The organism is Aeromonas sp. R7-5 (genome assembly GCF_040908015.1).
Taxonomy (GTDB): Bacteria; Pseudomonadota; Gammaproteobacteria; order Enterobacterales; family Aeromonadaceae; genus Aeromonas; species Aeromonas caviae.
In genome coordinates, this window is the sequence record NZ_JBFOCZ010000019.1 from 1 (window position 1) to 24711 (window position 24711).

A 24711-nucleotide genomic window follows, 5' to 3' on the forward strand; every position below is an offset into this window, starting at 1 on the left:
ATATGGATATTGAGGGTGCCAAGGTTGCTCTTGTCCCCGTCAAAGTCGGTGCCCTGTACTTGCAGCCCCAGGTTGACGCTGTTGGTGCTGACCGGCTGATCCAGCACGCCGTCGAGCACCACCTGGTACTTGCCATCCAGCCCCAGGGTCACGGTCAGAATGGTCTTGCCGCCCGCATCCAGCAGGGTGATGACGTTGCCATTGACCTGATAGTGGGTCGGCTGGCCGCCGCTGGTGAGGCCATTCAGGCCGGGCTGGTTCGCCTCGAAGTTGAGCGACACCAGGCGATCACTGCCCACGCTCACTGGCAGCTGGCCATCCAGGGTCTGGCCAGAAGCCCCTTCCTGCAAGGTGACCCCGCTGTCGATGCCAAGGCGGGGATCCACACCGTCACTGATGGAGACAACCAGGTCGGCGCGGGTCTCGTCGCCGTCTATCTCCTTGGCGGAAACGGTGAGCCCGAGGGAGAGCTGGTCGCTGCCCTGATGATCCAGAGGCCCATTGAGGGAGACGGTGACATTGCCGCCGATATCACTGCCCTGTTGGCTGGCGGTCAGCTCGGCCTTCAGCACCTCGACCCGCTTGCCATTGCCATCCAGGTAATACCCCGTCAGCAGGCGATCGCCGGTGAATTCGAAGGTCAAGGCGTGGCCGTCGCTGCTGATGCCGCTGCCGTTGAGACGGGCCAGGGTTGCACTCTGATCCGCGAAGACGGCACTTGTTGCCACCAAGGGATCGGACTGATGGCCCACCACGAACTGGCTCTGTCCCACCACCGCCGCCGGATTGGTGAAATCATCCTCCGTGAGGCTGATGGGGGCGATGGTGAAGTCCGGTGGTGTGCTGTCCACCAGGTTGACGGTGAGATTGGCGCTCACCCGATCCCCGTCGCTGTCGCGGTACTCCAGGGCAAAGGGCAGGCTCAGGCTATCCTGGCCGTGATCCAGGCTCTGGTTCCAGACGATGCGATAGCTGCCGTCGTTGGCCAGGGTCAGGGTGAAGACGGTCACGCCCCCCGCGCTGGCGGTGAGGGTCTGGCCGCTGACCTGGTAGGCGAGCGCCGTCCCGTGGCTGGTCAGGCCAAGCTGATTGAGGGCACCTTGATCGGCGGCAAAACTCACCTGCAGGTTGCCATCAAGCCCGGCTCCGGTGTGCAGGGATCCGGTGGCACTCACCGGCCCCTTGGCGAGATCCGCCTCGGAGAGGGTCAGGGTATCGCTCTGACCGATGAGGGGAGCCCCGTCAATAACCCGGTTGCCCGCCAGATCCGTCACCTCGGCGCGTACCTCGTAGGGGCCCTGGATGCTGGAGAGATCCAGGCCTCCCAGTTGCCAGCGGCCGTCACTGCCCACCAGGGCACTGCCGCTGAAGAGGGTCTGGCCATTCTGGCCAACCAGGGTGATGGTCACCCGCTGCCCCGCCTCCACGTCCGTGGTACTGCCGCTCAGGGTGACCTTGTCATGGCCGAGAATGCTGTCGGTATCGAGATCGTCGATGTCGATGGCGGCACGGGTATCCACCGTCACCGTCAGGGTGTCACTGGCCCGGTTGCCCGCGATGTCCAACGCATCGACGCGAAAATCATGGGCGCCATCGGCCAGGGTATCGGGGATCTGATATTGCCAGTTGCCGTTGCCATCCACGGTGAGCACGGCCATCACCTTGCCTTCCAGGGTCAGGGTAACGGTAGCGCCAGGCTCCCCCTTCCCTTGCAGAAGTGGTGTGGTGTCGCGGGTCAGATCATCGGTCTGGCTGGTGCCGGTGTCGCTCTCGTCCGCCAAATCCAGGGTAATGGTGGTGATGGTGTCGAGCAGGGTCTGGCCGGTGTCGCTGGCCCGGTTGCCGGCTGCATCTTGGGTATCGGCCTGGATGGTCAGGGGGCCGTCCACCAGCTTGCCAGTGACGTCGCCGAAGTTTGCCTCCCAGACGAAGCCGGGCAGCACCACTGTGGTGGTGGTCAGGCGATTGCCATCTTGGTCTATCAGGGTGACGGTGACGGTCTGGCCGACTTCCACGTCCTCGACAAAGCCGCGAATGATGACGCCGGTCGCCTCGTCGGCATTGATGATGTTGTCGTCGGTCTGGGGCTCTGTGATGGTGATGGCGGCCAGCAGATCCTGATCTTCGGCATAGAGCAACTCGTCGCCCGGCTGGCGCGCCTCATGGCCGGTGTCAAATCCCGCCTCGGCCAGGGTCGCATCATTGATACGATCCACCACCACGAAACCGCCGGCGCTGGAGCCGGCCACACCGCCAACCGTAGCGGCCGCCGCGTTACCGGCCGCCGTCTCTTCAAACAATTTGGTCGGGTCTGCCCCCTGGCGGATCGCCTCCTGGAGGCTCGCCAGCTCGGCATCGGCACCGGCGGGCAGTGCCGCCTCGGGCTGGGTGGGCTCGGGGCGTTCGCTGCCAGCCTCCGCCAGCTCCACCTGTCCGTCGGATTCGGTGAGCAGGCGCATCCCGGGCTCCAGTTGCATGCCAGGGGTCGCACGGCGCAAAGAGCCGTCCGCATCCATCACAAACACGGCGCCCTCCACCTTGGCAATAAGAGTCGGTTTATCGATTCGCAGCTCGGCCATATATCCTCCAACGGGTAAACACAGACTTCCCAGCACATGAAGCGTAAAGGGAAAGTCTCCGTGACAGGCTGCTATTTTACCGTCAATCACCCCCTATAACCCTTCGTCATTTTCGATAATATCGAAAGTAAATGCCGCCAACCGTCCTATTAAATTCAATAAGACGCTACCAGGCCGCGAATATGCTGGAATAAAGCCCTTAATTTCTCTTTTATAAAAATAGATGGCTCTCTTGGCACCCATTTCTACGACAGCTTCTGTCACAGAGCCCCTTGACAGGGGCCATGGGGATGGAAAACCGAAGCATCGCCCCTCCTTTTTCAAGCCAAAAATTGAATTTAAATTCAATAAAATCGGTTCGCTCTCTCCCGTCATGCGCTGTATCTGCCCGCAGCCTCTTGCCCTGCTCCCCTCGCCAGCATGATGAACATCGTTTTTACCTATTTTCATCAAAAGAGAACGGGTGGAAATAACCCTCGGATGAGGTTCAATAATTCCACCTGGATCGCACTTTTGGCATCCCTCACCCCCCTCAATTGATCTAGCGCAACTCCCACGGGGATAAATGATTATCCATTTTACCCATTTGGTATTATTCCCCCGAGCAATTGCATAAATACCAATTTATATGCAGCCATAACAATGGATCGGCCTGCCATGCCCGTCGATGATGAGCACAGATGTCCACACCAAGATGGAACGGTCAGGCCCGACATGGACTTTTTATCTGGGAGTGATGACCGTGGGTTCATATGACAAGCTATTTCGACCAGGGCTGGCGGCCCTGCTGCTGACCGTCCTGCTGGGTGCAGGCAGTCTGGCACAGGCAGACGACAATGCCCCCAAAGGGAAGATTGAGGCGCGCAGCGAGCTGTTCGCCAAGGATCACGCCGATCAGTTCACCAGCTGGAAAGGCACCAGCGAGAACCGCGAGCGCACCGATGCCCTGGCGGAAGATCCGCAGATGGTGGTGCTCTGGGCCGGCTACCCCTTCTCCAAGGATTACAACAAGCCGCGCGGCCACTTCTATGCGCTGACCGACGTGCGGGAAACCCTGCGCACCGGCGCCCCCAAGACTGCCGAAGACGGTCCGCTGCCCATGGCCTGCTGGAGCTGCAAAGGCCCGGACGTGGCCCGCGTCATCGACGAGAAGGGTGAGGATGGCTACTTCAAGGGGATGTGGGCAAAAGGCGGCCCCGAGATCGTCAACACCATCGGCTGCGCCGACTGCCACGACACCGCCTCGAAAGAGTTCAAGGAAGGGAAACCCGCCCTGCACCTCTCCCGTCCCTATGCCGACCGGGCCATGACCGCCATCGGCAAGCCGTTCAAGGAGCAGGGGCGCTTCGATCAGCAGTCTCAGGTGTGCGGCCAGTGCCACGTGGAGTACTACTTCAGCGGCCCCACCAAGGCGGTGAAATTCCCCTGGGACAAGGGTACGACTGTTGAGCAGATGGAGCAGTATTACGATGAAATCGGCTTTGCCGACTGGACCCATGCCCTCTCCAAGACCCCCATGCTCAAAGCCCAGCACCCCGAGTACGAGACCTGGCGCGCCGGCATTCACGGCCAGAACAACGTCGCCTGCGTCGACTGCCACATGCCCAAGGTGCAGAACGAACAGGGCAAGGTCTACACCGATCATAAGGTAGGCAACCCCTTCGATCGCTTCGATCAGACCTGCCGCAACTGCCACACCCAGAGCAAAGAGATGCTGCAAGGGGTGGTCAAGCAGCGCAAGGATGCCGTCACCGAGATCAAGCTCAAAGTCGAGAAGCAGCTGGTGCACGCCCACTTTGAAGCCAAGGCCGCCTGGGATGCCGGCGCCACCGAGGCCGAGATGAAGGACATTCTGCAGGACATCCGTCACGCCCAATGGCGCTGGGACTTCTCCATCGCCTCCCACGGGGTGCAGATGCACGCCCCGGAAGTGGCGCTGCGCATGCTGGGAACCGCCCTGGACAAGGCCGCCGACGCCCGCACCAAGCTGGCACGCCTGCTGGCCGCCAAGGGGATCAGCCACGAGATCGCCATTCCTGACATCTCCAGCAAGGAGAAGGCCCAGGCCGCTCTTGGCATGGACATGAAGCAGATGAACAGCGACAAGGCCCAGTTCCTCAAGACCACAGTCCCCGCCTGGGATGCCGAGGCCAAAGCGGCCGGACGGCTCGCACAATGACGAGGCATGCGGGCCTGCAGTGTCGGGCCCGCAGCCGGATGGAGGCTTCCTATGGGTGATTTAACAATGGATTTCTTACGACTGATGCTGATGGCAGCCATGCTGCTGACCAGCCTGCAGGGTCAGGCCGCCGATGCGGCGAACGCCCCTGCGGCCCTCTCTGCCACACTTGTCTCTGCCACACATGAAGTGGAATTTCTGCGCAGTGCCGACAAGGCTTGCACCGACTGCCACAAGGAGCAGGTCGAAGGCATGCACGGCAAGCACGGCCAGGCGACCAACCCCAACAACCTGGCGCCGGTCACCTGCACCAACTGTCATGGTCAGCCCTCCCCCCAGCACCGGGAAGGGGTCAAGGACGTGATGCGCTTTAGCGACAGCTTCAATAACAAACAGAGCACCGAGCGCTACCCCATCGCCGAGCAGAACGGGGTCTGCATGAGCTGTCACGAGCCCAAAGTGCTTCGCGAGGCGCTCTGGGCCCACGACGTGCACGCCACCAAGCTCACCTGCACCAGCTGCCACCAGCTGCACCCGGCCAAGGAGCCCATGGTGGCGATCCCGGAGAAGTCCCGCATCAAGCTCTGCGTCGACTGCCACAGCAAGCAGCATGAGGTCGTCAAGGCGGCCAAGGCGAACACCACCTCGGGCAAGGAGGCACAATGAGCTGCTCTCGCCGTCACTTCATGGCGGGGATGAGTGCGGGGGCCCTCATCATGATGACAGGGCCGACTCGCTCCCTTGCCACCCCCCTCGCCCACAGCCAGACCGTCGACGGGGTACGCTATGGCATGATCCACGACGAGACGGCCTGCATCGGCTGTACCGCCTGCATGGATGCCTGCCGGGAGGTGAATCAGGTGCCAGAGGGGGTCTCGCGCCTCGAGATCATCCGCTCCGGCCCCATCGGCACCTTCCCCGATGCCGAGTACCACTTCTTTCGCAAGTCCTGCCAGCACTGCGACAACGCTCCCTGCGTGCACGTCTGCCCGACCGGTGCCTCCCATATCCGCAAGGAGGATGGCATCGTCGACGTCAACCCGGATCTCTGCGTCGGCTGCATGTACTGTCTGGCCGCCTGCCCCTATCAGGTGCGCTTTATCAACCCTGTGACCAAGGTTGCCGACAAGTGCGACTTTTGCCGCAAGACCAACCTGGCGGCGGGCAAGGAGCCGGCCTGCGTGGAATCCTGCCCCACCAAGGCGCTGGTGTTCGGCAATCTGGATGACCCGGACAGCCACATCTCCAAACGGCTGGTAAAGGAGACCACCTATCGCTACAAGCAGGCACTCGGCACCTCGCCCAAGATGTACCGCGTGCCCAAAGGGGAGATAAAGTCATGACGATGCAAGAGGCATTTCACTTCCCTTCCCTTGTGTGGGGATTTGTCCGATCGCCATCTACCGCAGTAACAGAAGGAGGAATGGATCATGTTGCATGATGCATTTCACTTCCCTTCACTTGTCTGGGACTGGCCGATCGCCATCTATCTCTTTCTGCTCGGCATCTCCGCCGGGGCCACCACCCTCTCGGTGCTGCTGCGCCGCAAGGGGGCCGGCAGCGAGAGCGGCATCATCAAGGCGACCGCCATTCTGGCGCCGGTGAGCGTGGTGCTGGGGTTACTGATCCTCATCTTCCACTTGGCCCGCCCCTGGACCTTCTGGAAGCTGATGTTCCACTACCAGTTCGACTCCGTGATGTCGATGGGGGTCATGCTGTTTCAGGTCTACATGGCGGTGCTGTTCGCCTGGCTGGCGGTGGTGTTTCGGGCCGAGATCGAGACATTGCGCAGTCACCTGCTGCAAGAGAAGTTCGCCTTTGTGGATGATCTCATCGCTTGGCTTGCCCGCATCGAGCGGCTGCTGGCGCCGCTCTTGCTGCTGCTTGCCGTGCTCTTGGGGGCCTACACCGGCTTTCTGCTCTCCGCGCTCAAGACCTATCCGCTGTTGAACAACCCGGTGCTGCCGGTGCTGTTTCTCATCTCCGGCGTCAGCTCCGGCATCGCCTCCACCATCTTGCTGGCGGTGACGCTCTTCAAGGAGAACCATCACAGCCAAGGGGTGAGCTTCGTGCATCGCTTCGAGCGGCCGGTGCTGGCGGTGGAGGTGTTGCTGCTGGTCTGCTTCTTTACCGGCCTCTACTTCGGTGGCGGCCAGAAGGAGGCTGCCATGTGGGCCGCCATCGGCAGCGGCTTCTGGGCTCAGGTGTTCTGGCTCGGGGTGGTGGGCATCGGCATGCTGCTGCCCCAGTTGCTGGCTCTGCTGGCCCCCGCGCCGCTGCGGGCCAAAAACGGCTATCTGGTGCTGGTCTGCAGCCTGACCCTGGTGGGGATCCTGCTGCTGCGCTACTTCGTGCTCTATGCCGGCCAGATGACGGTAGTTTAAAGGTATGATCACCAGCGCCAGCCACCCTCGGGTGACTGGCGCTGGTTTGTTGCTGGCCCAATGGATTTCTGGTGATGCCACACCCGTTGCTTGGCAATGTGTTCCCCCAAAGGGAGACGACGCGGCGTGTGTGGCATGACATGAATGACATCAAAGATTGATCCTGGAGGTTGTGTGCTGGCGGAGCTCGGCTATCTCTCACTGTTGCTGGCGACCGGGCTCGCCCTGCTGCAAGGGCTGCTGCCCTGGCTGGGATTGCGGCTCGCCTCACGGCCGCTGCTGGGCTGCGCAAAGCCGCTGGCCATCCTGGTCGCGCTCCTGCTCGGGGCCGCCCTGCTGCTGCTCGCCAGCTGTTTTGGCCAGGATGACTTCACCCTGGTCTATGTGGCCCAGCACGCCAACAGCGCCCTGCCCCTTGGCTTCAAGCTGGCGGCCGTGTGGGGCGGCCACGAGGGCTCCATGCTGTTCTTCGTCTTTGCGCTGGGGCTGTGGGGCGCTTTGGTAGCTCTTTGCTCCAGGCGGGTCGATCCGCTGATCACAACCCGGGTATTGGCCATCATGGGGCTGATCGTCGGGCTGTTCGGTCTCTATACCCTGATCTTCTCCAGCCCGTTTGACCGCCAGTTCCCGGGGCCGCTGGAGGGGCGCGATCTCAACCCCATGCTGCAGGATATCGGCCTCATCATCCACCCGCCCCTGCTCTATCTCGGCTACGTCGGCTTTGCGGTCAACTTCGCCTTCGCCATGGCGGCGCTGCACTCCGGTCGGCTCGATGGCGCCGTGGCCCACTGGAGCCGCCCCTGGGCGCTCGGATCCTGGGTGTTTCTCACCGCCGGCATCGTGCTGGGCTCCTGGTGGGCCTACTACGAGCTCGGCTGGGGCGGCTGGTGGTTCTGGGATCCGGTGGAAAATGCCTCCCTCTTGCCCTGGCTGCTTGGCACCGCACTGCTGCACGCCCTGGTGGTGTGCGAGAAGCGCGGCGCTTACGGCCACGCCGTGCTGCTGCTATCCATCTTCACCTTTTCACTGAGCCTGCTCGGCACCTTCGTGGTGCGCTCCGGGGTGCTTACCTCGGTGCACGCCTTTGCGGTGGACCCCAGCCGCGGCCTCACCCTCTTGTTGCTGCTCGGCTTGCTATTGACCTGCGCCCTCACCCTGTTTGCCCTGCGCGCAGACATTCGCGCCCCCTACGCCCGCTTCGGCTTGCTGTCAAAAGAGGGGCTGCTCGGTGCCACCATCCTGCTGCTTTGCGTGGCCTGCGCCAGCGTGCTGCTCGGCACCTTCTACCCCATGGTGTTCCAGTCGCTCCATCTGGGCTCGCTCTCGGTGGGCGCCCCCTATTTCAATACCATCTTCGTGCCGCTGGCCCTCTGCCTGATGGCGCTGATGACCCAGCTGCCACGCCTGCGCTGGCAGCATCTGGCAGCCCAGCGCCGCATCAAGGTGCTGCTCCCATGCCTGTTCGGCCTGCTGGGGGGTACCTTGCTGAGCCTCGCCTATCCAGAGCAGCTGCGGGCAAGCTGGCTCGGGCTTGCGGCCAACGCGCTGAGCCTCTGGCTGATGGCCAGCCTGCTGCTCCCGCTCTTGCAACCGGTCGCCCTGCGCGAGCTCACCCTCAATCGGCTTGGCAGCCTGCTGGCCCACCTCGGGGTGGCGGTGTGCGCCCTCGGCATTGCGCAGGTGAGTCACCACAGTCAGGAGGGGGGCGCCGTGCTCGCCGCAGGCCAACCCTATCGGCTCGGCGCCTTCGAGTTTCGCTATGAGGGGAGCGAGCCCATCATCGGCCCCAACTACACCGCCGAGCACATCACGCTCAGCGTGCACAAGGACGGTAAAGAGGTGGCGCGGCTGACGCCGGAGCGGCGTCACTACAGCGTGCGCACCATGAACATGAACGAACCCGGCATTGCGTGGGGAATGCTCGGCGATCTCTACGTGGTGCTTGGTGAGAAGATGGGGCCCGGCGCCTATGCCATGCGGCTGCACTACAAGCCGCTGGTGCGCTGGATCTGGCTCGGTGGCCTGTTGATGATGACGGGCGGTGCCCTGCGTTTGCTGGGGCGCAAGCCATTGCTGGCAGCCCAACCGCAGACCTCTGCACATCAAGTCGCGGGCTTGCTCCCCAAGGAGGCACCATGAGAGCCCGTCTGCGCCTGTTCGTGCCACTCGTGCTCACCCTGGGGCTCGGTGCCCTGCTCTGGCTCAGCCTTGGCAACAACCCCTACAGCCAGGATGAGGCCGTCGCAGGGCGCACCCTGCCCGCGTGGCAGAGTGACGATCTGTTTGGTGGCCCCCCCATCCACACCGCGGCGCTCAAGGGGGACCCCTTCGTGCTCAACGTCTGGGCCAGCTGGTGCCCCAACTGCCGCGCCGAGCATCCGCTGCTGGGTGAGCTGGCCAGCGCCGTGCCCCTCTATGGCCTCAGCTACCGGGACAAGGGGGATGCCGCCCGCGCCTGGCTCACCGAGGCGGGCAACCCCTATCGCGCCGTGCTGGCCGACCCCGACGGTCGACTCGCACTGGAGCTAGGCGTCTACGGCACGCCGGAGACCTATCTCTTCGCCGGCGACGGCACCCTGCTGACCCGCCATACCGGCCTGCTCACCCGGGACATCTGGCAACGCCAGTTTGCCCCCTTGCTTGCAAAGGCCCGCAGCAACACCACCGGCCAGCCCGAAGTGGAAAGAGAAGTGGAGAGACAAGTGCAGGAGAGCAAGCCATGAGCCGCTTCGACCACGCCCTGATCGCGCCGCTCTTGCTGGCCTTGAGCCTCGGGACCCTTGCCAGCGGGGTCGACACCTATGAGTTTCGCCACCCCGAGCGGCAGACCCGCGCTCAGGAGCTGGCCCGCGCCCTGCGCTGCCCCCAGTGCCAGAACCAGAACCTGGTGGAGTCCAACTCCCCCATCGCCCGAGATCTGCGGCTCGAGGTCTACCGCTGGGTGGACGAGGGGCAGTCTGATGAGCAGGTGATCGCCCGCATGACGGAGCGCTTTGGCGATTTCGTGCGCTACGATCCCCCCTTCAAGCGCAGCACGGCGCTGCTGTGGGGCGGCCCCGCCCTCTTGCTGTTGCTGGCGCTCAGTCGCCTGCGCAGGAGCCTGCATCGCCGGCAACCGGCGCGGGTGCCGCTTATCGGCGACAGAGCCGAGGGGGCGCTCGCCCACGACCCCAGGGCCGAGCTGAACCGGCTGATCATGGCCGAGCAGCAGGCGGGGCTTGCCCCCCACAGCCGCCTCTACCGGGAGCTGGAACTGGCCCGCCTCGCCAACGCCACCCCACCTGCCGAGCAGGCCCTGCGCGAGCGGCTGGTAAGAGATCGCACCGCTCGTCCGCAGCTCTGGCTGCGCACCTGGATACTGCTTGGAGGCCTGCTGCTGGCGATGATGGCCGGTATTTATGCCGGCACCGGCCGCTATCAGGCGTGGCTGGCTTATCAGTCGCGCCCCGATCCGCTGGCGGGATTGAGCCCGCGGGATCTGCAGGACAAGGAGCTGGGCGCCTTGCACCAGCGCCTGCAAGCCAACCCCGCCGATCTCGACGGCTGGGCGGCGCTCGGCCAGCTCTATCTCTATCGGGACGAGTACGAGAACGCCCTGCTCGCCTACCAGCGTCTCGCCCTGCAAGAAGGGGGTGCCAGCGCCGCGACTCAAGCAGCTCAGGCTACCGTGCTCTACTACCAAGCGGGCCAGCAGCTCACCCCGGAGGCGCTGCGTCTGCTTGATAGCGCGCTCAAGCAGGACAAGGGCGAGGTGAGCGCCCTGATGCTGCTCGCCTCCGATCACTTCCTGCACGGCCGCTACTCCCAGGCCATCGCCCTCTGGCAGCAGTTGCTGGACGAGGAGCGCCCCCGCATCAATCGGGCCGCGCTGATCCAGGCCATTCAGACCGCAAGGATGATGGGAGGATGAAGCGGGGCAAAACGGCGATAATGCAGCGGGCCATCTTCCCTGCCGGGCGCCGTTTTAATCGCCATGGTCGCCATTAACGACCCCTTCATCATCCCAAGGCGCCGAAAGGTGCAAAAAGAGTCGTCATCCCGCCCCTCGCCAGCATATAGTGCGCCACCGTGGTGGCGTGTCTGGCATGGCCTGACAGGCCTATATGACTCCCTTTGTCGGGCCTAATAGCCCCGATGCGGGGGATTTCAAGGTGCGCTGGCCCATAAAATGGAAATATCCGGCCACCAGACGTTGTGAAGCGTCAATTACCGTCATATAACTTAGCCAAATGTCCCTGTGAGTCGTAGTAGAGTCAAACCATGAACCTTCGTCCTTTTCTTCCCTTGCTGCTCGGCGCCTTCCTCCTTCCCGCCAGCATGGAAAGCGCCCATGCCAACCCGTTTTCTGCGACCTCTTCTTCCACCAACAGCCTGCTCGAACCCCGCAGCAACCTGCCGCTGAGATCCGATGCCTACGTGGTCGTCAACCCGAAAACCGGCGAGACCCTGGCAGAGCGCAACGCCAACAGGGTGATGTCCATCGCCTCCATCACCAAGCTGATGACAGCGCTGGTGGTACTGGACGGCAATCAGCGCCTCAACGAGCCCCTCACCGTCACCATGGATGACGTGGACAGACTCAAGGGCACGGGGTCGCGCCTCGCGGTGGGCTCTCGCCTGAGTCGCGCCGACATGCTGCACATCGCACTGATGTCCTCTGAAAATCGCGCCGCCTCCGCCTTGGGACGGCACTACCCGGGTGGTCGCAAAGCCTTTATCGAGGCAATGAATGCCAAGGCCCGCATGCTCGGCATGTGGAGCACCCATTTCGCCGACAGCACCGGGCTCAACCCCCGCAACGTCTCCACCGCACACGATCTCGCCAAACTGGCTGCTGCCGCATCCACCTACCCGCTGATCCGCCAGTACACCGCCTCCGAGCAGCGTCTGGTACGCAACGGCAAGCGCCAGCTACACTACCTCAACTCCAACCGCCTGGTACGGGAAGGAAGCTGGCCCATTCTGGTCTCCAAGACCGGTTATATACGCGAGGCGGGGCGCTGCCTGGTGATGGGAACCCGGGTCAACAACGAGCCCGTGGTCATGGTACTGCTTCACGCCAACACCACGGATGAACGGGTCGCCGATGCCAGAAAGATCAAGAGCTGGCTGGAAACCTCGGGCCGCATGACCCTGACGGCGCAGTCTACTCCCCAGCCCAGGCTCTTCAGCAGCCAGTAACGGCTACGAGAACAAGGGCCCCCGAACCGGCAGGTGCGGGGGCCTTTTTCATGAGTGGCAATCACCGCCTGCTGCCTCTTTCTGCTCCCCCGGTGATCCCGACCGTATGGTGCTTCGTTAAGGAGGCAGAGAGAAACCAAGGGCATCAACAGGGCCGCCACATGCACCTCAAACCCCATCTACCCGAGAAGATCTGTCTCGTCTGCCTTCGTCCTTTTGCCTGGCGGCGCAAGTGGGCCCGCTGCTGGCAGGAAGTGCGCTATTGCAGCGAACGCTGCCGTCGTCGGAAGGAGCACCCCTGATGGAGCTGCGCCTCATTCTCGGGGATCAACTGAACGCAGGTCACAGCTGGTTTCGCACGCAGGATCCCGCTGTCTGCTACCTGATGGCGGAGCTGCGCCAGGAGACCGACTACTGCCGCCACCATCGCCAGAAGGTGCTCGCCTTCTTTGCCGCCATGCGCGCCTTCGCCGCCGCCCTCACCAAGGCGGGCCACCGGGTCTGCTACCTGACTCTCGATGAGAGCGCCCCCTGGCCCGATTTGCCGAGCTTGCTGGCGGCCCAGCTACAAGCGCATCAGGCCGAGCGCTTCGCCTGGCAGAGCCCGGACGAGTGGCGCCTTGCAAGCCAGCTGACCCAGTGGGCCTCAGGCCTTGCCATCCCGACCGCTGAGGTGGACAGCGAACATTTTCTCACCCCCCGCGATGGCTGGCGACGCTACCCCCACAGCCGGATGGAGTTCTTCTACCGCGCCCTGCGAAAGCAGTACCGGGTGTTGCTCGATGAGCGCGGCCAGCCCCTTGGGGGGCGCTGGAACTTCGATGCCGAGAATCGCGCCAAATTGCCGGCGAGCCAACCCATCCCGGCGCCCCTCACCTTTGCCAACGAGGTGAGCGACATCGATGCCATGCTGACCCGCCACGGCGTTGCCACCATCGGCAGTGCCGATGCCGACGCCCTGCCCTGGCCCGTCACCCGGCGCCAGAGCCGCGCACTGCTTGAACACTTCCTTGCACACTGCCTGCCCCACTTCGGTCGCTATCAGGATGCCCTGAGCGAGCGGGGCTGGAGCCTGTTCCACAGCCGCTTGTCGTTTTCCATGAACAGCAAGATGCTCCATCCCCTCGAGGTGATCCGCGCTGCGCAAGCTCACTGGCAGGCCAATCAGGCCACCATTTCCCTGGCGCAGGTGGAGGGGTTCATCCGCCAGATCCTCGGCTGGCGCGAGTTTGTCCGCGCCCTCTACTGGGAAAAGATGCCCGAGTATCGGTGCACCAACTTTCTCGGGGCCGAACGACCCCTGCCCGGTTTTTTCTGGAATGGAGAAACCAGCATGGCCTGCGTGCGTCACGCCATTCGACAATCTCTGGAGCACGCCTATGCCCACCATATCCAGCGGCTGATGGTGACCGGCAACTTCGCCTTGCTGGCGGGGCTCCACCCTGACGAGGTGGATACCTGGTATCTGGGCATCTATGTGGACGCCATTGAGTGGGTGGAGCTGCCCAACACCCGCGGCATGAGCCAGTTTGCCGATGGCGGTCTGATGGGCAGCAAGCCCTACGCCAGCAGCGGCGCCTATCTCGAGCGGATGGGCCACTACTGCAAGGGGTGTCACTATCAGGTGAAGGCCCGCAGCGGGCCGGACAGCTGCCCCTTCAACAGCCTCTATTGGCACTTTCTCTGGCGCAACCGGGACAAACTTGGCAACAACCCTCGCCTCGCCCTGCCCTATGCCAACTGGGATGGCCAAACCACAGAACAGCAGCAAGCCATCCTGACGACGGCAGAGCATCATCTGCTCCACCTGGAACGGCTCTGAATCGACCGGATTTCATGCCAGAAAGTGAGCAAATGACAACATTGAGAGCCAGTTAACAAAATGTGAATAGCGATAACCACCAATGACATCGACACCAGTTGAATATCCTGTGGCGGCTGATTAAGGTGGAGGCCCCAGTCAAGGAGAGACAAGATGGACATAGTGGTACTCGGTGGTGGCGTGGTCGGTGTGACCAGCGCCTGGTATCTGGCCAAGGCCGGTCACAAGGTGACCCTGCTGGAGCGGCGTGACGGGGTGGCCCTTGAAACCAGCCATGCCAACGCGGGTCAGATCTCCCCGGGTTATGCTTCCCCCTGGGCTGCCCCCGGCATTCCCCTCAAGGCCGCCAAATGGCTGCTGCAAAAGCACGCCCCCTTCACGGTGCGGCCCACCTCGGACCCCTTCCAGCTGCGCTGGATGCTGAAGATGTTCGCCAACTGCACGCCGGCGGCCTATGCGGTCAACAAGGGGCGCATGGTGCGGCTGGCCGAATACAGCCGCGACTGCATGAAGCAGTTGCGGGGCGAGCTCGCACTCGACTACGAAGGGCGCCAGCTCGGCACCCTGCAACTGTTTCGCAGTCAGGCGCAGCTCGATGCCAGCCAGCGCGACATCGCCGTGCTCGAGGAGTACGGCGTCCCCTATCAGTCTCTGAATGCCGACGGCTGCGAGGAGGTCGAGCCCGCCCTGGCAAGGGTACGTGGCAAGGTGGTGGGGGGCCTGCGCCTGCCGGGGGACGAGACGGGGGATTGCTTCCGCTTCACCCAGGCCCTGGCGGACGAGGCCCGCAAGCTCGGGGTGAGCTTCGTCTTCAACTGCGCCATCGACGAGGTCGAGATCGCGAAGGGACGCGCCGTGGCGGTCCGTGCCGGCGAGCAGCGCTTCCAGGCCGACGCCATCGTCTGTGCCCTCGGCAGTTATGGCACCGGCTTCCTGCGCCCCCTCGGAATTGAGCTCCCCGTCTACCCGGTCAAGGGGTACTCCCTCACCCTGCCGATGACGGATGCCGAGGGCGCCCCGCGCAGCACTGTGCTGGACGAGACCTACAAGGTCGCCATCACCCGCTTCGACGAACGGATCCGGGTGGGCGGCATGGCCGAACTCTCGGGCTTCAACCTGGCGCTCAACCCCAGACGCCACGATACCCTGGCCATGGTGGTGAGGGATCTCTTCCCCCAGGGGGGAAATCTGGAGCAGGCCACCTTCTGGACCGGGCTGCGCCCCATGACGCCGGACGGCACCCCCCTGGTGGGGCCCAGCCCCATCCCCGGGCTCTGGCTCAATACTGGCCACGGCACTCTGGGCTGGACCATGGCGGCAGGCTCTGGCCGGTTGCTCAGCGATCTCATCTCGGGCAATACCCCGGATATCAGCGACGAGGGGCTCACCCTGGCCCGCTACGGCTAGGCGTTGGCCACCCGTCTGTGCAAGTCTGCGAAAAAAGAGGGCGTGCCTGGCACGCCCTCTTTTTTCTTGCCCCCTGGCTACGACGACACCGGGGTCGCCTCCTCGCTCGTCAGTCCGGGTTTCAGGGCCAGCGTGAAGAGCGCCGCCACCATGTCGGACTGGGTGATGATGCCCACCAGCTGCTCCCCCTCCACCACCGGCATGTGGTGCAGCCCCCCGTCGGAGAAGGCCTCTACCAGATCGTAGAGAGGCTGGTAGCGCCGCGCCGTCTGCACCTCCCGGGTCATCAGATCCGCCACCTGCTGCTGCTCAAGGGCCTCCTTCGCCCTCGGCTGGTGACCCGCCCGGTCGATCATCAGGTCGTGCAGGGTGATGATGCCGACCAGCCTCTCCCCCTCATCCACCACCGGCAGCGCCTTGATCTGGTGGTGGGAGAGCAGATGCCACGCTTCCATGGCGAGCGCCTGTGGCGTCGTCACGACGAGATCCCGCGACATCACATCCTGGCAACGCACCGTCCCCACTCGCCCCCGCAGGGCGTGAAGCTGGGCCTCCTGCAGCAGCTCTTGCAGATCCTGGCGGCTGATGTCCAGCAGCTCCCCGTGTTTTTGCAGGGCAAAGTCGATGTCCTGGGTGGCGAGTCGGGCACTCGGCTGAGGATCCGCCGTCTGGTGGCGATTGGGCGCCGCCTTGCCGCCATGGGGATAACGACGCCCCAGAGCGCGGTTGTAGAGGAGCCCCAGACTCAGCAGCAACAGGGAGTTGAGCAGCACCGGCAGCAGCACGTAGCCGACCCCGAGCGCCCGGATCCCCTCGCCGCCGATGACGGCGGTCAGGGCCACGGCGCCGCCGGGCGGGTGCAGGCTGCGGGTGAGGAACATGGCGGCGATGGCCAGCATCACCGCCAGGGCCGAAGCGATAGCCATGTCCGGCACCAGGCTCGCACTCAATACCCCCATCAGGGCCGACACCCCGTTGCCCACAAGGATGGACCAGGGCTGGGCCAGGGGGCTGGCGGGCGCGGCAAACAGTAGCACGGCGGAGGCCCCCATGGGGGCGATGAGCCAGTGCACCTCGAGCCCCAGCCCCCAGCGGCACAGCAAGGCGGTGCCGAGCAAGCCGATGAGGGCGCCAAGGGCGCCGTAACAACTCTCTTTGACGCTGGTATTGGTCGATACCGGCAAAAAATCCCTGAACTGCATGGTGCTCCCGCTGGCGATAACATTTATTTCAAATGCGCAATTCTAGCCACTTTCCCCCGTCCCGCACCAGCACCCCGCTCCGCCATGGCCATCATCCGCACGCTTTTTCCCTTCTTAACATTGTCTTAAGAGTCCGCTGGCACCCTTTACGCTATCCCAACACTGGAGCCCAACGGTATGACTCACCTCAACGATGCCCTGCGCCGCTTCGACGGCCAACGCCGGGTCTGGACGGCGGGACTGGAGCGAACCCTGCTCGGCTGGCTTGCCAGTCGCAGCGCATTGCCGCCCTCTTCGCAGGCACCCCGCCGGATCCTGGTCATTCGCAGCACCCACCGCATCGGCAACAACCTCTTCCTGCTGCCCTTCCTGCACCAGCTTCATCGCGCCCATCCCCACGCCGAGCTGGAGCTGGTGTGCAGCCCCACCACCCTGCTCCCCTTCCTGGCCGATCTGCCCCTGCGGCACATTCATCAGATCCGGTTGCAGGGCAGACACCTGCCGGGCGCCCTCTCGGCACTCTCGCGTCTGCGCCGCCAACACTACGACAGGGTCTACGTCCCCTTCGCCTCCAGTACGGATCACTTCATCGCCGCCTGGGTACAGGCCCGTGAGAAATGCGGCTTCGACGATGGCCACGGGGATCTCATCTTCCCGCGTCCGCAGGCTCCGGACAGTGAGTGCCACTACGCCCACCAGCCCCTGCAACTGCTCGGCATATCGGGCAATCCGGCCGACCCCATCCCCCTTGGCAGCCTGTTGCAGGGGCCAAGCCCGACCTTGAGTGCGCTGCGACGAGCCCATCCTGGCCGTCCTCTGATCGGCTTTTTCACCGGCGCCCGCAAGGGCAAGGGGCTCTCCCTTCCCCAGTGGCAACGGTTGCTTGGGGATCTGCGCCGTCACAGCCCGGATGCCCTGCTGATCCAGCTCGCGGATCCCGCCGCCCCCCAACACCAGCTCGGGGACGTGCACGTTTCCCTTGGCAACATGGGGGAGCTGGCCCGCTTCACGGGCGGCCTCTCCCTCTTCGTCAGCGCCGACACCGGTCCCCTGCACCTGGCTGCCGCCAGCGGTGTGTCCTGTCTTGGCCTCTTTACCCAGACCGACCCCGCCCGCTACGGGTGCCTGGGTGCCCAGCACCTCAATCTGGTGATCGAGGATCGCAATGCCATCCCCCTCGACCAACAGTGGCTGGCCGAGGCGCTCGCAAGCGCCCCTCACCCGGTGACGATGTCGGTTTCCCCCACCCGCTACCAGCCCGCCTCCCGCCCCGCCCTGCTCCCCCTCTAGGGAGCGGCCATGCAAAAAAGAGGGAAGGCTGTCGCCTTCCCTCTCTCGTCTTGGTGACACTCACCGGGCGCTCGTCCGGGTGAATGGAAGCCCTCAGGCCAGCTCGGCGCGCAGCGCCCGGGTTGCATCGACCATCACCTTCAGGGCAGCGGTGGTCTCTTCCCAGCCGCGGGTCTTGAGGCCGCAGTCCGGGTTCACCCAGAGCCGGTCTGCCGGGATTTGTTGTGCAGCCTTGCGGATGAGGTCTTCAATCCAGCCCTGGCTCGGTACGTTCGGCGAGTGGATGTCGTAGACGCCCGGGCCGATCTCGTTGGGGTAGTTGAAGCGCTCGAACGCTTCGAGCAACTGCATCTGGCTGCGGCTCGTCTCGATGGTGATCACATCCGCGTCCAGCGCCGCCACCGCCTCGATGATGAGGTTGAAGTCGCTGTAACACATGTGGGTGTGGATCTGGGTGCTGTCCACCACCGGGCTTGCGCTCAGGCGGAAGGCGCGCACCGCCCAGTCGAGATAGGCCTGGTGATCCTGCTTGCGCAGGGGCAGCCCTTCGCGGATCGCCGGCTCGTCGATCTGGATGATCTTGATGCCGGCGGCTTCCAGGTCGGCCACCTCGTCGCGAATGGCCAGGCCAATCTGCAGGGCGGACTGCTCGCGGCTCACGTCTTCCCGCGGGAAGGACCAGCAGAGAATGGTCACGGGGCCGGTCAGCATGCCCTTCACCGGCTTGTCGGTCAGGCTCTGGGCAAACTTCGTCCACTCAAGGGTCATGGGGGTCGGACGGTCGATGTCACGGGTGATCACCGGCGGCTTGACGCAGCGGGAGCCATAGCTCTGTACCCAGCCAAAGCGGGTGATGGCAAAGCCGTCCAGCAGCTCCCCGAAATACTCCACCATGTCGTTGCGCTCGGCCTCGCCGTGCACCAGCACGTCCAGCCCGATGGCCTCCTGGCGCTCAATCGCATCCTTGATCTGGGCCTGGATGCCCGCCTCGTAGGCCTGGTCATCGATGCGCCCGGCACGCCAATCCTGACGCAGCACCCGGATTTCAGAGGTCTGCGGGAAGGAGCCGATGGTGGTGGTGGGCAGGAGCGGCAGCTTCAGATCCGAGCGCTGCGCGTCGGCACGCACCGGGTAGGCGCTCTGGCGATCGAAGTCACTGTTGGTCAGGCTGGCGAGTCGTGACTGCACCGCTTTCTTGTGAACCCGGCTGTCGGACTCCCGATCCACGATGGGCTGGCTGTAAGCCTCGATTTTGTCCAGGGCGCCACCGTCCAGGTAGTCGGACAGCAGCCCCAGCTCATAGCACTTTTGCAGGGCGAAGGCGAACCAGCTGCGAGTCTGGGGCTCCAGCTCGTGCTCCAGGGTCAAATCCACCGGGCTGTGCAGCAAGGAACAGGAGGAGGCCACCCAGAGGCGCTCGCCAAGCTTTTCTTTCAAGGCCTTGAGGGTCGGCGCCAGCTTGGCCAGGTTGGCACGCCAGACGTTGCGGCCGTTGATGACACCCGCCGAGAGTACCCACTGGGCCGGCAGGTGCGGGACCAGGGTCTCGAGCTGCTCGGGGGCAGCCACCAGATCCAGGTGCAGGCCGTCCACCTTCAGACTGGTGATGATGTCTCGCTGATGGGCCACGGACCCGAAGTAGGTGGTGAGCAGCAGCTTGCAGGGGCCGCTCAGGCGCTCATATGCCTTGAGGTAGGCTAGGCGCCACTCGTCCGGCAGGTCCAGCGCCAGGGCTGGCTCGTCGATTTGCACCCACTCCACCCCCTGGGCCGCCAGTTTGGCCAGGATCTCCTGGTAGACGATCAGCAGGCGATCCAGCAGTTCGAGGCGGGAGAAGCCGCTCTCTTTCTCCTTGCCAAGCCAGAGGTAGGAGACAGGGCCCAGCAACACCGCCTTGACCGGCAGCCCAAGGGCCTTGGCCTCTTCCACCTCGTCAAAGAGCTGGCTCCAGCCCAGCTTGAAGCGCTGGTCACGGTAAAATTCCGGCACCAGGTAGTGGTAGTTGGTGTTGAACCACTTGGTCATCTCGGCAGCGGCCGCCGCCGGGCCGGTCGGCGCACGGCCACGGGCCACCCGGAACAGGGTGTCGAGGTCGGTGTCGCCGTGGCGGTGACGGGCAGGCACGGCGTCCACCAGCAGGCTGGTACCCAGCACCTGATCGTACCAGGCAAAATCCCCCACCGGCAGCAGGTTGACCCCGGCGGTACGCTGGGCCTGCCAGTGGCGCTCACGCAGGCTCTTGCCCACGGCGACCAGCTCGGCCTGGGTGGTTTCGCCACGCCAGTAGGATTCGAGGGCAAATTTCAGTTCGCGCTTGGCGCCGATACGGGGAAAGCCCAGGGTGTGTGCGAAGGTCATAGGTTCCATTCCTTATGCTCGTTTATCTGATGAGGATCTGGATTGTTTGGCCATCCAGATGTTTACACATCCAAAATGACAAGATAAGGTGACCTTGGCTATTGAATCCTCTTCAACTGGCTCTCAAGAATTTCTCAACTGACGCACAAAGGAGCAGTGCCATGGTCGCGCCCACCCCATCCAGCCCCCCTCAGAGCAGCAATCTGGGCATCGATCTCAAACACCTGAAGACCATCAGCGCCCTGGCCGAGCAAGGGTCCCTGGCCGGGGCCGCGCTCACCCTCAACCTCACCCAGTCCGCCCTCTCCCACCAGCTCAAGGAGCTGGAGACCCGCCTCAATCTGGAGCTGTTTCTTCGAAAAAGCCGCCCTCTGGTGCTGACGGCGGCAGGCCAGCATCTGCTGGCCCTGGCCCGTCAGGTGCTGCCCGCCCTGGCCCAGACCGAGCGCCAGCTGGTCGCCCTGCACAGCGGCGAGGCGGGCAGGCTGCATCTGGCCCTCGATTGCCACAGCTGCATCCAGTGGTTGCTCCCGCTGTTGCCGGACTTTCGCCGCCAGTGGCCCGGCGTGGATCTGGAGGTGGAGTCGGTGCCGGGTTTCGATGCCATCAGTGCCCTGCTTGGCGGCCAGCTCGACCTGCTGCTCACCTCGGATGTGCAGGCCCGCGGGGATCTTCATTTCGAGCCGCTGTTCGCCTTCGATCTCACCCTGGTGATGGCGCCGGATCACCCCCTCTGCCAGCAGCTGCGCATCGCACCGGACGATCTGCGACCGGAGGTGCTGCTGGTCTACCCGGTGGAGCGGGCGCGGATGGACGTGTTCAGCCGTTTCCTGCAACCGGCCGGGGTGGAGCCCGCCCGCTGCAAACCGGTGGACAACACCTCGGTCATGCTGCAGATGGCCGCCGCCGGGCTCGGGCTCGCCGCCCTGCCCCGCTGGGCCAGCGAGGAGTTCGTGCGCCAGGGCCTGCTTGAGGCGCGCCCTCTCGGGGAGGGCATTCGCCGCCACATGTATGGCGCCGTGCGAGCCGCCGACAAAGATCAGGCCTGCCTGCAGAGCCTGTTCGAGCGCATCCGCACCCGGATGGCGGCCCAGTAAGCCGGACACAAAAAAGCCGCCAGGATCAGGCGGCTTTCATCACGGGTTGCCCGCGAAGACGAAGAGTCGGGCATCAGCACTCGTCACCCCTCGCCCCACCCAGCCTTCGCGGGCAGTTGCCACAAAGCTCCCCATCCCGGCGCTTGTAATGCAGGCAGCAGCGCTGGCGCACATAGCCCGGGAAGGCCTCGTCCCGGGGCAGGCCCGCCTCGCGCCAACCCGCCAGATGTGCCGACGGCAGGCCACAGGATTCAAGCCAGAGGGGGGCATGGGCCCTCACCTCCTCCCGACTCACTTCCCCGAAGAAATCGGGCACCCGCACCAGGGCCGCCAGCAGATCGTCCGCCAGGAGCGGGCGCACGAAACCGGGGCGCAGCCGCTGCGCCGTCCCAAGGAGGGTGAACAGCCCCTGCCAGTGCGCCTGGAGTCGCTCCCCGGCCGTCTTGATCAACACGCCGGCCTCCCCTCTGATCATGGGCTCGGCCGGCAGGGTAAAGCCCGACACCACGCCGGCCTCATGCACCTGTCCCAGCCTGTCGAGGGCAGGCACGGCCTGATGGCGGTAGACGGCCACCATGGCGAGATAGATGGACTGCCAGCAGAGCATGCCCCAGCTGCGGGTGAGCCAGTAGGCGGGCCCCGCCTCCGGGTGTGCCTGCTGCCAGTGCTCATGGAGGGCTGCGGCCACCGCGGCCGACGTCGCCCCGGCGGCATCCGTCAGTGGCGGGCGCACGTCACCGGCCGCCACCAGGTTCCCCTTGAGGGACGGGATCAGGCTGGCCGCCGCCGCGAACAGGGCCTGGTGATCCGAGACGAGGGCGCGTTCCGCGTCCGCTTTCTCCCGGCCAAGGCCGCGCTCCCGACTAAGGCTGTGCGGCACACCGCGCCCCCTCTCCTCGCCCATTCGTTGAAAGGGCCCCGGGCGCGTGCCGGGGCGCAAGGTCAGAATGCGTATTTGAGTCGCGCCTCCACGCTTCGTTCGGCCCCGAACCAGCAGTTGTTCTGGTCGTAGCAGGAGTAGTAGGTCTTGTTGAACAGGTTGCTGGCGCCAAGCGATACCCCCACCCCCTTCAGGCTTGCGCTGAGGGCGGCGAGATCGTAGGAGGCGGACATGTCCATCAGGAGGTAGTCCGGTACCTTGTCGGTGTTGGCGGCATCCATCTCGGCCTCTCCCACGTAGCGCAGGCCGGCGCCCACTCGCATCCCCTCGAGGTTGCCGCCGGGGTAGTAGTTGCTCCACAGCGACGCCATCTGTCTGGGGACCCAGACCGGCGTCTTGCCCTGCAGCGTGGTGGTGTCACGCGTGATCTCCATGTCCATCAGGGTGTAGTTGAGGGCCAGATCCAGCTGGCTGGTGAGATCGGCTCTCCCCTCAAGCTCGATGCCCCTGGAGACCGTCTCCCCGGTCTGCAGCTTGGGCCCGTAGACATTGTCCGGATCCGTCACCAGGGCGTTCTTCTTGGTGATGTGGAACGCCGACAGGGTCGCCGTCTTGCTCATGTCGTCGGAGAGAAACTTGACGCCCCCTTCCCACTGATGACCAGTCGCTGGTTTGAACGCCTGGCCCTGCTTGTCCGCCCCCGGCACCGGCTCGAAACTCTCGGCATAGCTCGCATAGGGGGAGAAGCCGCCATCCAGCTCATAGAGGGCGCCGACACGGAAGGAGAGGTTGTCCTGATCGATGTGGGCCAGGGACTGGCTGTCCGCCCCCTGATAGAGGGTCCGGCTGTCGGTGTCCATCCGGTAGCGGTCGTAGCGGGCGCCCCCGATGGCCACCAGCCGATCGAGGCGCACCTGATCCTGCAGATAGACGCCGGTCTGGGACTGACGGATCACCTTTTTATCCTGGTAGTTGAAAGTGAGTGCCTCTGGGACTATCTGGCTATGGTTCGGGTTGAAAATGTCGATGCTGGGCGCCGAGTAGTCGAGGGTATCCCGGTAGAGGATATGGGCATCCAGGTACTGGTAATCGACCCCGAGCAGCAGGTTGTGCTGGGCAGAGCCCGTCTGCACCTTGCCCGCCAGCTGGTTGTCGATGACAACGCCGCGAGAGTCTTCATCGGTGAGATAGGCGTTGCGGGCCAGGGTGCGGTTGTCCGCCGCCAGGGCCGCGTTGTAGGTGTTGCGCTGATAGGCGGACGCATCCATGTAGCGGGCATTTTGCAGCACCTGCCAGCGCTCGTTGAAGTCGTGGCTCAGCTTGTAGCCCAACAGGGTCACATCCCGGTTGTACTCGTTCCAGTTCTCGTCGCCAAGGAAGGTGTCGCTGCCAAGCTGCCCCAGGGGGTTGGACTTGGCCGAGCCGCTGGCGGGCACAGTGGTGTAGATGCCGGCCTCGGGATCCTTCTGGTAGTAAAGGTTGAGGTTCAGCAGGGTACGCTCGCCGAGCTGCCAGTCCAGGGACGGCGCAAAGACATAGCGCTCCTCCTTCGAGGTCACCGCCTGGCCATCCTTCTCCCGGGCCAGTCCCACCAGCCGATAGGCGAGCTGCTCGTTGATGGCACCGGTGCTGTCGAGGGTCATCTCCTTGAGGGTGCCCGTGCCGGTCGCCACGCTCACGTTGTGCTTGCTCTCCCGCTGGGGGCGCTTGGCGATGAGGTTGACCATGCCGCCGGGGGGCATGCTGCCATAGAGCACCGATGTCGGCCCCTTGAACACCTCCAGCTGCTCGATGGCCACCGGATCTATCTGGGGTTGCAGGTTCCAGTCGTTGTACTGGAGCAGCAGGCCGTCATAGAAGTTCTGGTAGTTGTCAAAGCCACGGATGTTGAACAGATCCAGCCGGTTGACCGCCCCGCCCCGCAGCTCGGTGTTGACGCCGGGCACGTAGCGCAACGCCTCGCTCACCGAGCTGACACCGCGCAGCGACAGGGTCTCCCCATCCACCACCGAGATGGCCTGGGGCGTCTCGATGGGGTCGAGCCGGGTCTTGGTCGCGGTGTTGCGATAGGTCTGGCCGAGCACGGTCAGGGTCTCGTCGGCGGTGGCCGTATCCTGGCTGTCGGGCGCGGCGGCCTGTACAGAGCCTGCAAGCAGGGTGGAGATGGTCACGGCGACCAGGGTCAAAGGGGGGTGAACACGCTGCATCAGATCCTCGATTACTTACTGCATGTGAATAGTAACAAATATCATTTGCATTTTATTGTTCTATTTTGCCCCGATATTAACAATTTGGGGCATGTTGGCGGGAAGCGGGGAAAGCGAGGGTGGCA

General features: G+C 64.1%; 19 protein-coding genes. 13 read left to right on the forward strand and 6 right to left on the reverse strand.

Going from position 1 to position 24711, the window contains the following annotated elements:
* A partial coding sequence (locus tag AB5Y53_RS06420) for a retention module-containing protein (protein WP_368181372.1) occupies positions 1-2579 on the reverse strand: 2579 nt, incomplete at its 3' end.
* A gap of 93 nt (positions 2580-2672) precedes the next feature.
* Positions 2673-3029: a hypothetical protein gene (locus AB5Y53_RS06425; RefSeq protein ID WP_323910229.1), complete on the reverse strand. Its 357-nt coding sequence runs from the start codon at positions 3027-3029 to the stop codon at positions 2673-2675.
* Positions 3030-3315: 286 nt separating this feature from the next.
* Here AB5Y53_RS06425 and nrfA point away from each other — a divergent pair, with 286 nt between their 5' ends.
* From nrfA to AB5Y53_RS06480, 11 genes are all read left to right on the forward strand, one after another.
* Positions 3316-4758 (forward strand): ammonia-forming nitrite reductase cytochrome c552 subunit, encoded by a 1443-nt coding sequence (gene nrfA, locus AB5Y53_RS06430; RefSeq protein WP_368181374.1) that lies wholly within the window; start codon positions 3316-3318, stop codon positions 4756-4758.
* 51 nt (positions 4759-4809) lie between these two features.
* On the forward strand, positions 4810-5424 hold the full coding sequence (nrfB, locus tag AB5Y53_RS06435) for a cytochrome c nitrite reductase pentaheme subunit (RefSeq protein WP_368181375.1): 615 nt from the start codon (positions 4810-4812) through the stop codon (positions 5422-5424).
* Entirely contained in the window at positions 5421-6101 is a 681-nt protein-coding gene (gene nrfC, locus AB5Y53_RS06440; RefSeq protein WP_368181376.1) for a cytochrome c nitrite reductase Fe-S protein, read from the forward strand. The genes nrfB and nrfC overlap by 4 nt, the downstream gene beginning before the upstream one ends.
* 87 nt (positions 6102-6188) lie before the next feature.
* On the forward strand, positions 6189-7142 hold the full coding sequence (gene nrfD, locus AB5Y53_RS06445; RefSeq protein WP_368181377.1) for a cytochrome c nitrite reductase subunit NrfD: 954 nt from the start codon (positions 6189-6191) through the stop codon (positions 7140-7142).
* Positions 7143-7316: 174 nt separating this feature from the next.
* The gene (gene nrfE, locus AB5Y53_RS06450; RefSeq protein WP_368181446.1) at positions 7317-9281 is read left to right on the forward strand and encodes a heme lyase NrfEFG subunit NrfE; all 1965 of its coding nucleotides are present in this window, start codon (positions 7317-7319) and stop codon (positions 9279-9281) included.
* Positions 9278-9865: a DsbE family thiol:disulfide interchange protein gene (locus AB5Y53_RS06455; protein ID WP_368181378.1), complete on the forward strand. Its 588-nt coding sequence runs from the start codon at positions 9278-9280 to the stop codon at positions 9863-9865. Before nrfE ends, AB5Y53_RS06455 begins: the two co-directional genes overlap by 4 nt.
* A complete protein-coding gene (gene nrfF / locus AB5Y53_RS06460; RefSeq protein WP_368181379.1) occupies positions 9862-11052 on the forward strand; it encodes a heme lyase NrfEFG subunit NrfF in 1191 nt (396 codons plus the stop codon). Before AB5Y53_RS06455 ends, nrfF begins: the two co-directional genes overlap by 4 nt.
* Positions 11053-11402: 350 nt before the next feature.
* Positions 11403-12323 (forward strand): serine hydrolase, encoded by a 921-nt coding sequence (locus AB5Y53_RS06465; RefSeq protein WP_368181380.1) that lies wholly within the window; start codon positions 11403-11405, stop codon positions 12321-12323.
* A gap of 161 nt (positions 12324-12484) precedes the next feature.
* On the forward strand, positions 12485-12625 hold the full coding sequence (locus AB5Y53_RS06470) for a DUF2256 domain-containing protein (RefSeq protein ID WP_368181381.1): 141 nt from the start codon (positions 12485-12487) through the stop codon (positions 12623-12625).
* Complete coding sequence (locus AB5Y53_RS06475; protein WP_368181382.1) at positions 12625-14145, forward strand: cryptochrome/photolyase family protein; 1521 nt, start codon at positions 12625-12627, stop codon at positions 14143-14145. Before AB5Y53_RS06470 ends, AB5Y53_RS06475 begins: the two co-directional genes overlap by 1 nt.
* A 153-nt stretch (positions 14146-14298) precedes the next feature.
* Positions 14299-15552, forward strand: a complete 1254-nt coding sequence (locus tag AB5Y53_RS06480) for a D-amino acid dehydrogenase (RefSeq protein WP_368181383.1) — start codon at positions 14299-14301, stop codon at positions 15550-15552.
* Positions 15553-15629: 77 nt separating this feature from the next.
* Here the strand turns inward: AB5Y53_RS06480 and AB5Y53_RS06485 are convergent, their stop codons facing one another.
* Entirely contained in the window at positions 15630-16754 is a 1125-nt protein-coding gene (locus tag AB5Y53_RS06485) for an HPP family protein (RefSeq protein WP_042016596.1), read from the reverse strand.
* A gap of 177 nt (positions 16755-16931) precedes the next feature.
* Here AB5Y53_RS06485 and AB5Y53_RS06490 point away from each other — a divergent pair, with 177 nt between their 5' ends.
* On the forward strand, positions 16932-18044 hold the full coding sequence (locus tag AB5Y53_RS06490; RefSeq protein ID WP_368181384.1) for a glycosyltransferase family 9 protein: 1113 nt from the start codon (positions 16932-16934) through the stop codon (positions 18042-18044).
* A 93-nt stretch (positions 18045-18137) separates the two neighbouring features.
* Here AB5Y53_RS06490 and metE read toward each other — a convergent pair whose 3' ends face one another.
* Positions 18138-20402, reverse strand: a complete 2265-nt coding sequence (gene metE, locus AB5Y53_RS06495; RefSeq protein ID WP_368181385.1) for a 5-methyltetrahydropteroyltriglutamate--homocysteine S-methyltransferase — start codon at positions 20400-20402, stop codon at positions 18138-18140.
* 161 nt (positions 20403-20563) lie between these two features.
* Here metE and AB5Y53_RS06500 point away from each other — a divergent pair, with 161 nt between their 5' ends.
* Positions 20564-21499 carry a LysR substrate-binding domain-containing protein gene (locus tag AB5Y53_RS06500; protein ID WP_368181386.1) on the forward strand — a complete coding sequence of 312 codons (936 nt, stop codon included), beginning with the start codon at positions 20564-20566 and terminating at the stop codon, positions 21497-21499.
* A 73-nt stretch (positions 21500-21572) separates the two neighbouring features.
* Here the strand turns inward: AB5Y53_RS06500 and AB5Y53_RS06505 are convergent, their stop codons facing one another.
* A complete protein-coding gene (locus AB5Y53_RS06505; protein ID WP_368181447.1) occupies positions 21573-22295 on the reverse strand; it encodes a siderophore ferric iron reductase in 723 nt (240 codons plus the stop codon).
* 146 nt (positions 22296-22441) lie between these two features.
* A complete protein-coding gene (locus AB5Y53_RS06510; RefSeq protein ID WP_368181387.1) occupies positions 22442-24586 on the reverse strand; it encodes a TonB-dependent siderophore receptor in 2145 nt (714 codons plus the stop codon).
* Positions 24587-24711 lie beyond the last annotated feature (125 nt).

Excerpts from the sequence above, each read along its gene's own strand:
- AB5Y53_RS06425 (WP_323910229.1), bottom strand. The coding sequence starts at position 3,029 with ATGAAAATAGGTAAAAACGATGTTCATCATGCTGGCGAGGGGAGCAGG.
- nrfA (WP_368181374.1), top strand. The coding sequence starts at position 3,316 with ATGACCGTGGGTTCATATGACAAGCTATTTCGACCAGGGCTGGCGGCC.
- nrfB (WP_368181375.1), top strand. The coding sequence starts at position 4,810 with ATGGGTGATTTAACAATGGATTTCTTACGACTGATGCTGATGGCAGCC.
- nrfC (WP_368181376.1), top strand. The coding sequence starts at position 5,421 with ATGAGCTGCTCTCGCCGTCACTTCATGGCGGGGATGAGTGCGGGGGCC.
- nrfD (WP_368181377.1), top strand. The coding sequence starts at position 6,189 with ATGTTGCATGATGCATTTCACTTCCCTTCACTTGTCTGGGACTGGCCG.
- AB5Y53_RS06455 (WP_368181378.1), top strand. The coding sequence starts at position 9,278 with ATGAGAGCCCGTCTGCGCCTGTTCGTGCCACTCGTGCTCACCCTGGGG.
- nrfF (WP_368181379.1), top strand. The coding sequence starts at position 9,862 with ATGAGCCGCTTCGACCACGCCCTGATCGCGCCGCTCTTGCTGGCCTTG.
- AB5Y53_RS06465 (WP_368181380.1), top strand. The coding sequence starts at position 11,403 with ATGAACCTTCGTCCTTTTCTTCCCTTGCTGCTCGGCGCCTTCCTCCTT.
- AB5Y53_RS06470 (WP_368181381.1), top strand. The coding sequence starts at position 12,485 with ATGCACCTCAAACCCCATCTACCCGAGAAGATCTGTCTCGTCTGCCTT.
- AB5Y53_RS06475 (WP_368181382.1), top strand. The coding sequence starts at position 12,625 with ATGGAGCTGCGCCTCATTCTCGGGGATCAACTGAACGCAGGTCACAGC.
- AB5Y53_RS06480 (WP_368181383.1), top strand. The coding sequence starts at position 14,299 with ATGGACATAGTGGTACTCGGTGGTGGCGTGGTCGGTGTGACCAGCGCC.
- AB5Y53_RS06485 (WP_042016596.1), bottom strand. The coding sequence starts at position 16,754 with ATGCAGTTCAGGGATTTTTTGCCGGTATCGACCAATACCAGCGTCAAA.
- AB5Y53_RS06490 (WP_368181384.1), top strand. The coding sequence starts at position 16,932 with ATGACTCACCTCAACGATGCCCTGCGCCGCTTCGACGGCCAACGCCGG.
- metE (WP_368181385.1), bottom strand. The coding sequence starts at position 20,402 with ATGACCTTCGCACACACCCTGGGCTTTCCCCGTATCGGCGCCAAGCGC.
- AB5Y53_RS06500 (WP_368181386.1), top strand. The coding sequence starts at position 20,564 with ATGGTCGCGCCCACCCCATCCAGCCCCCCTCAGAGCAGCAATCTGGGC.
- AB5Y53_RS06510 (WP_368181387.1), bottom strand. The coding sequence starts at position 24,586 with ATGCAGCGTGTTCACCCCCCTTTGACCCTGGTCGCCGTGACCATCTCC.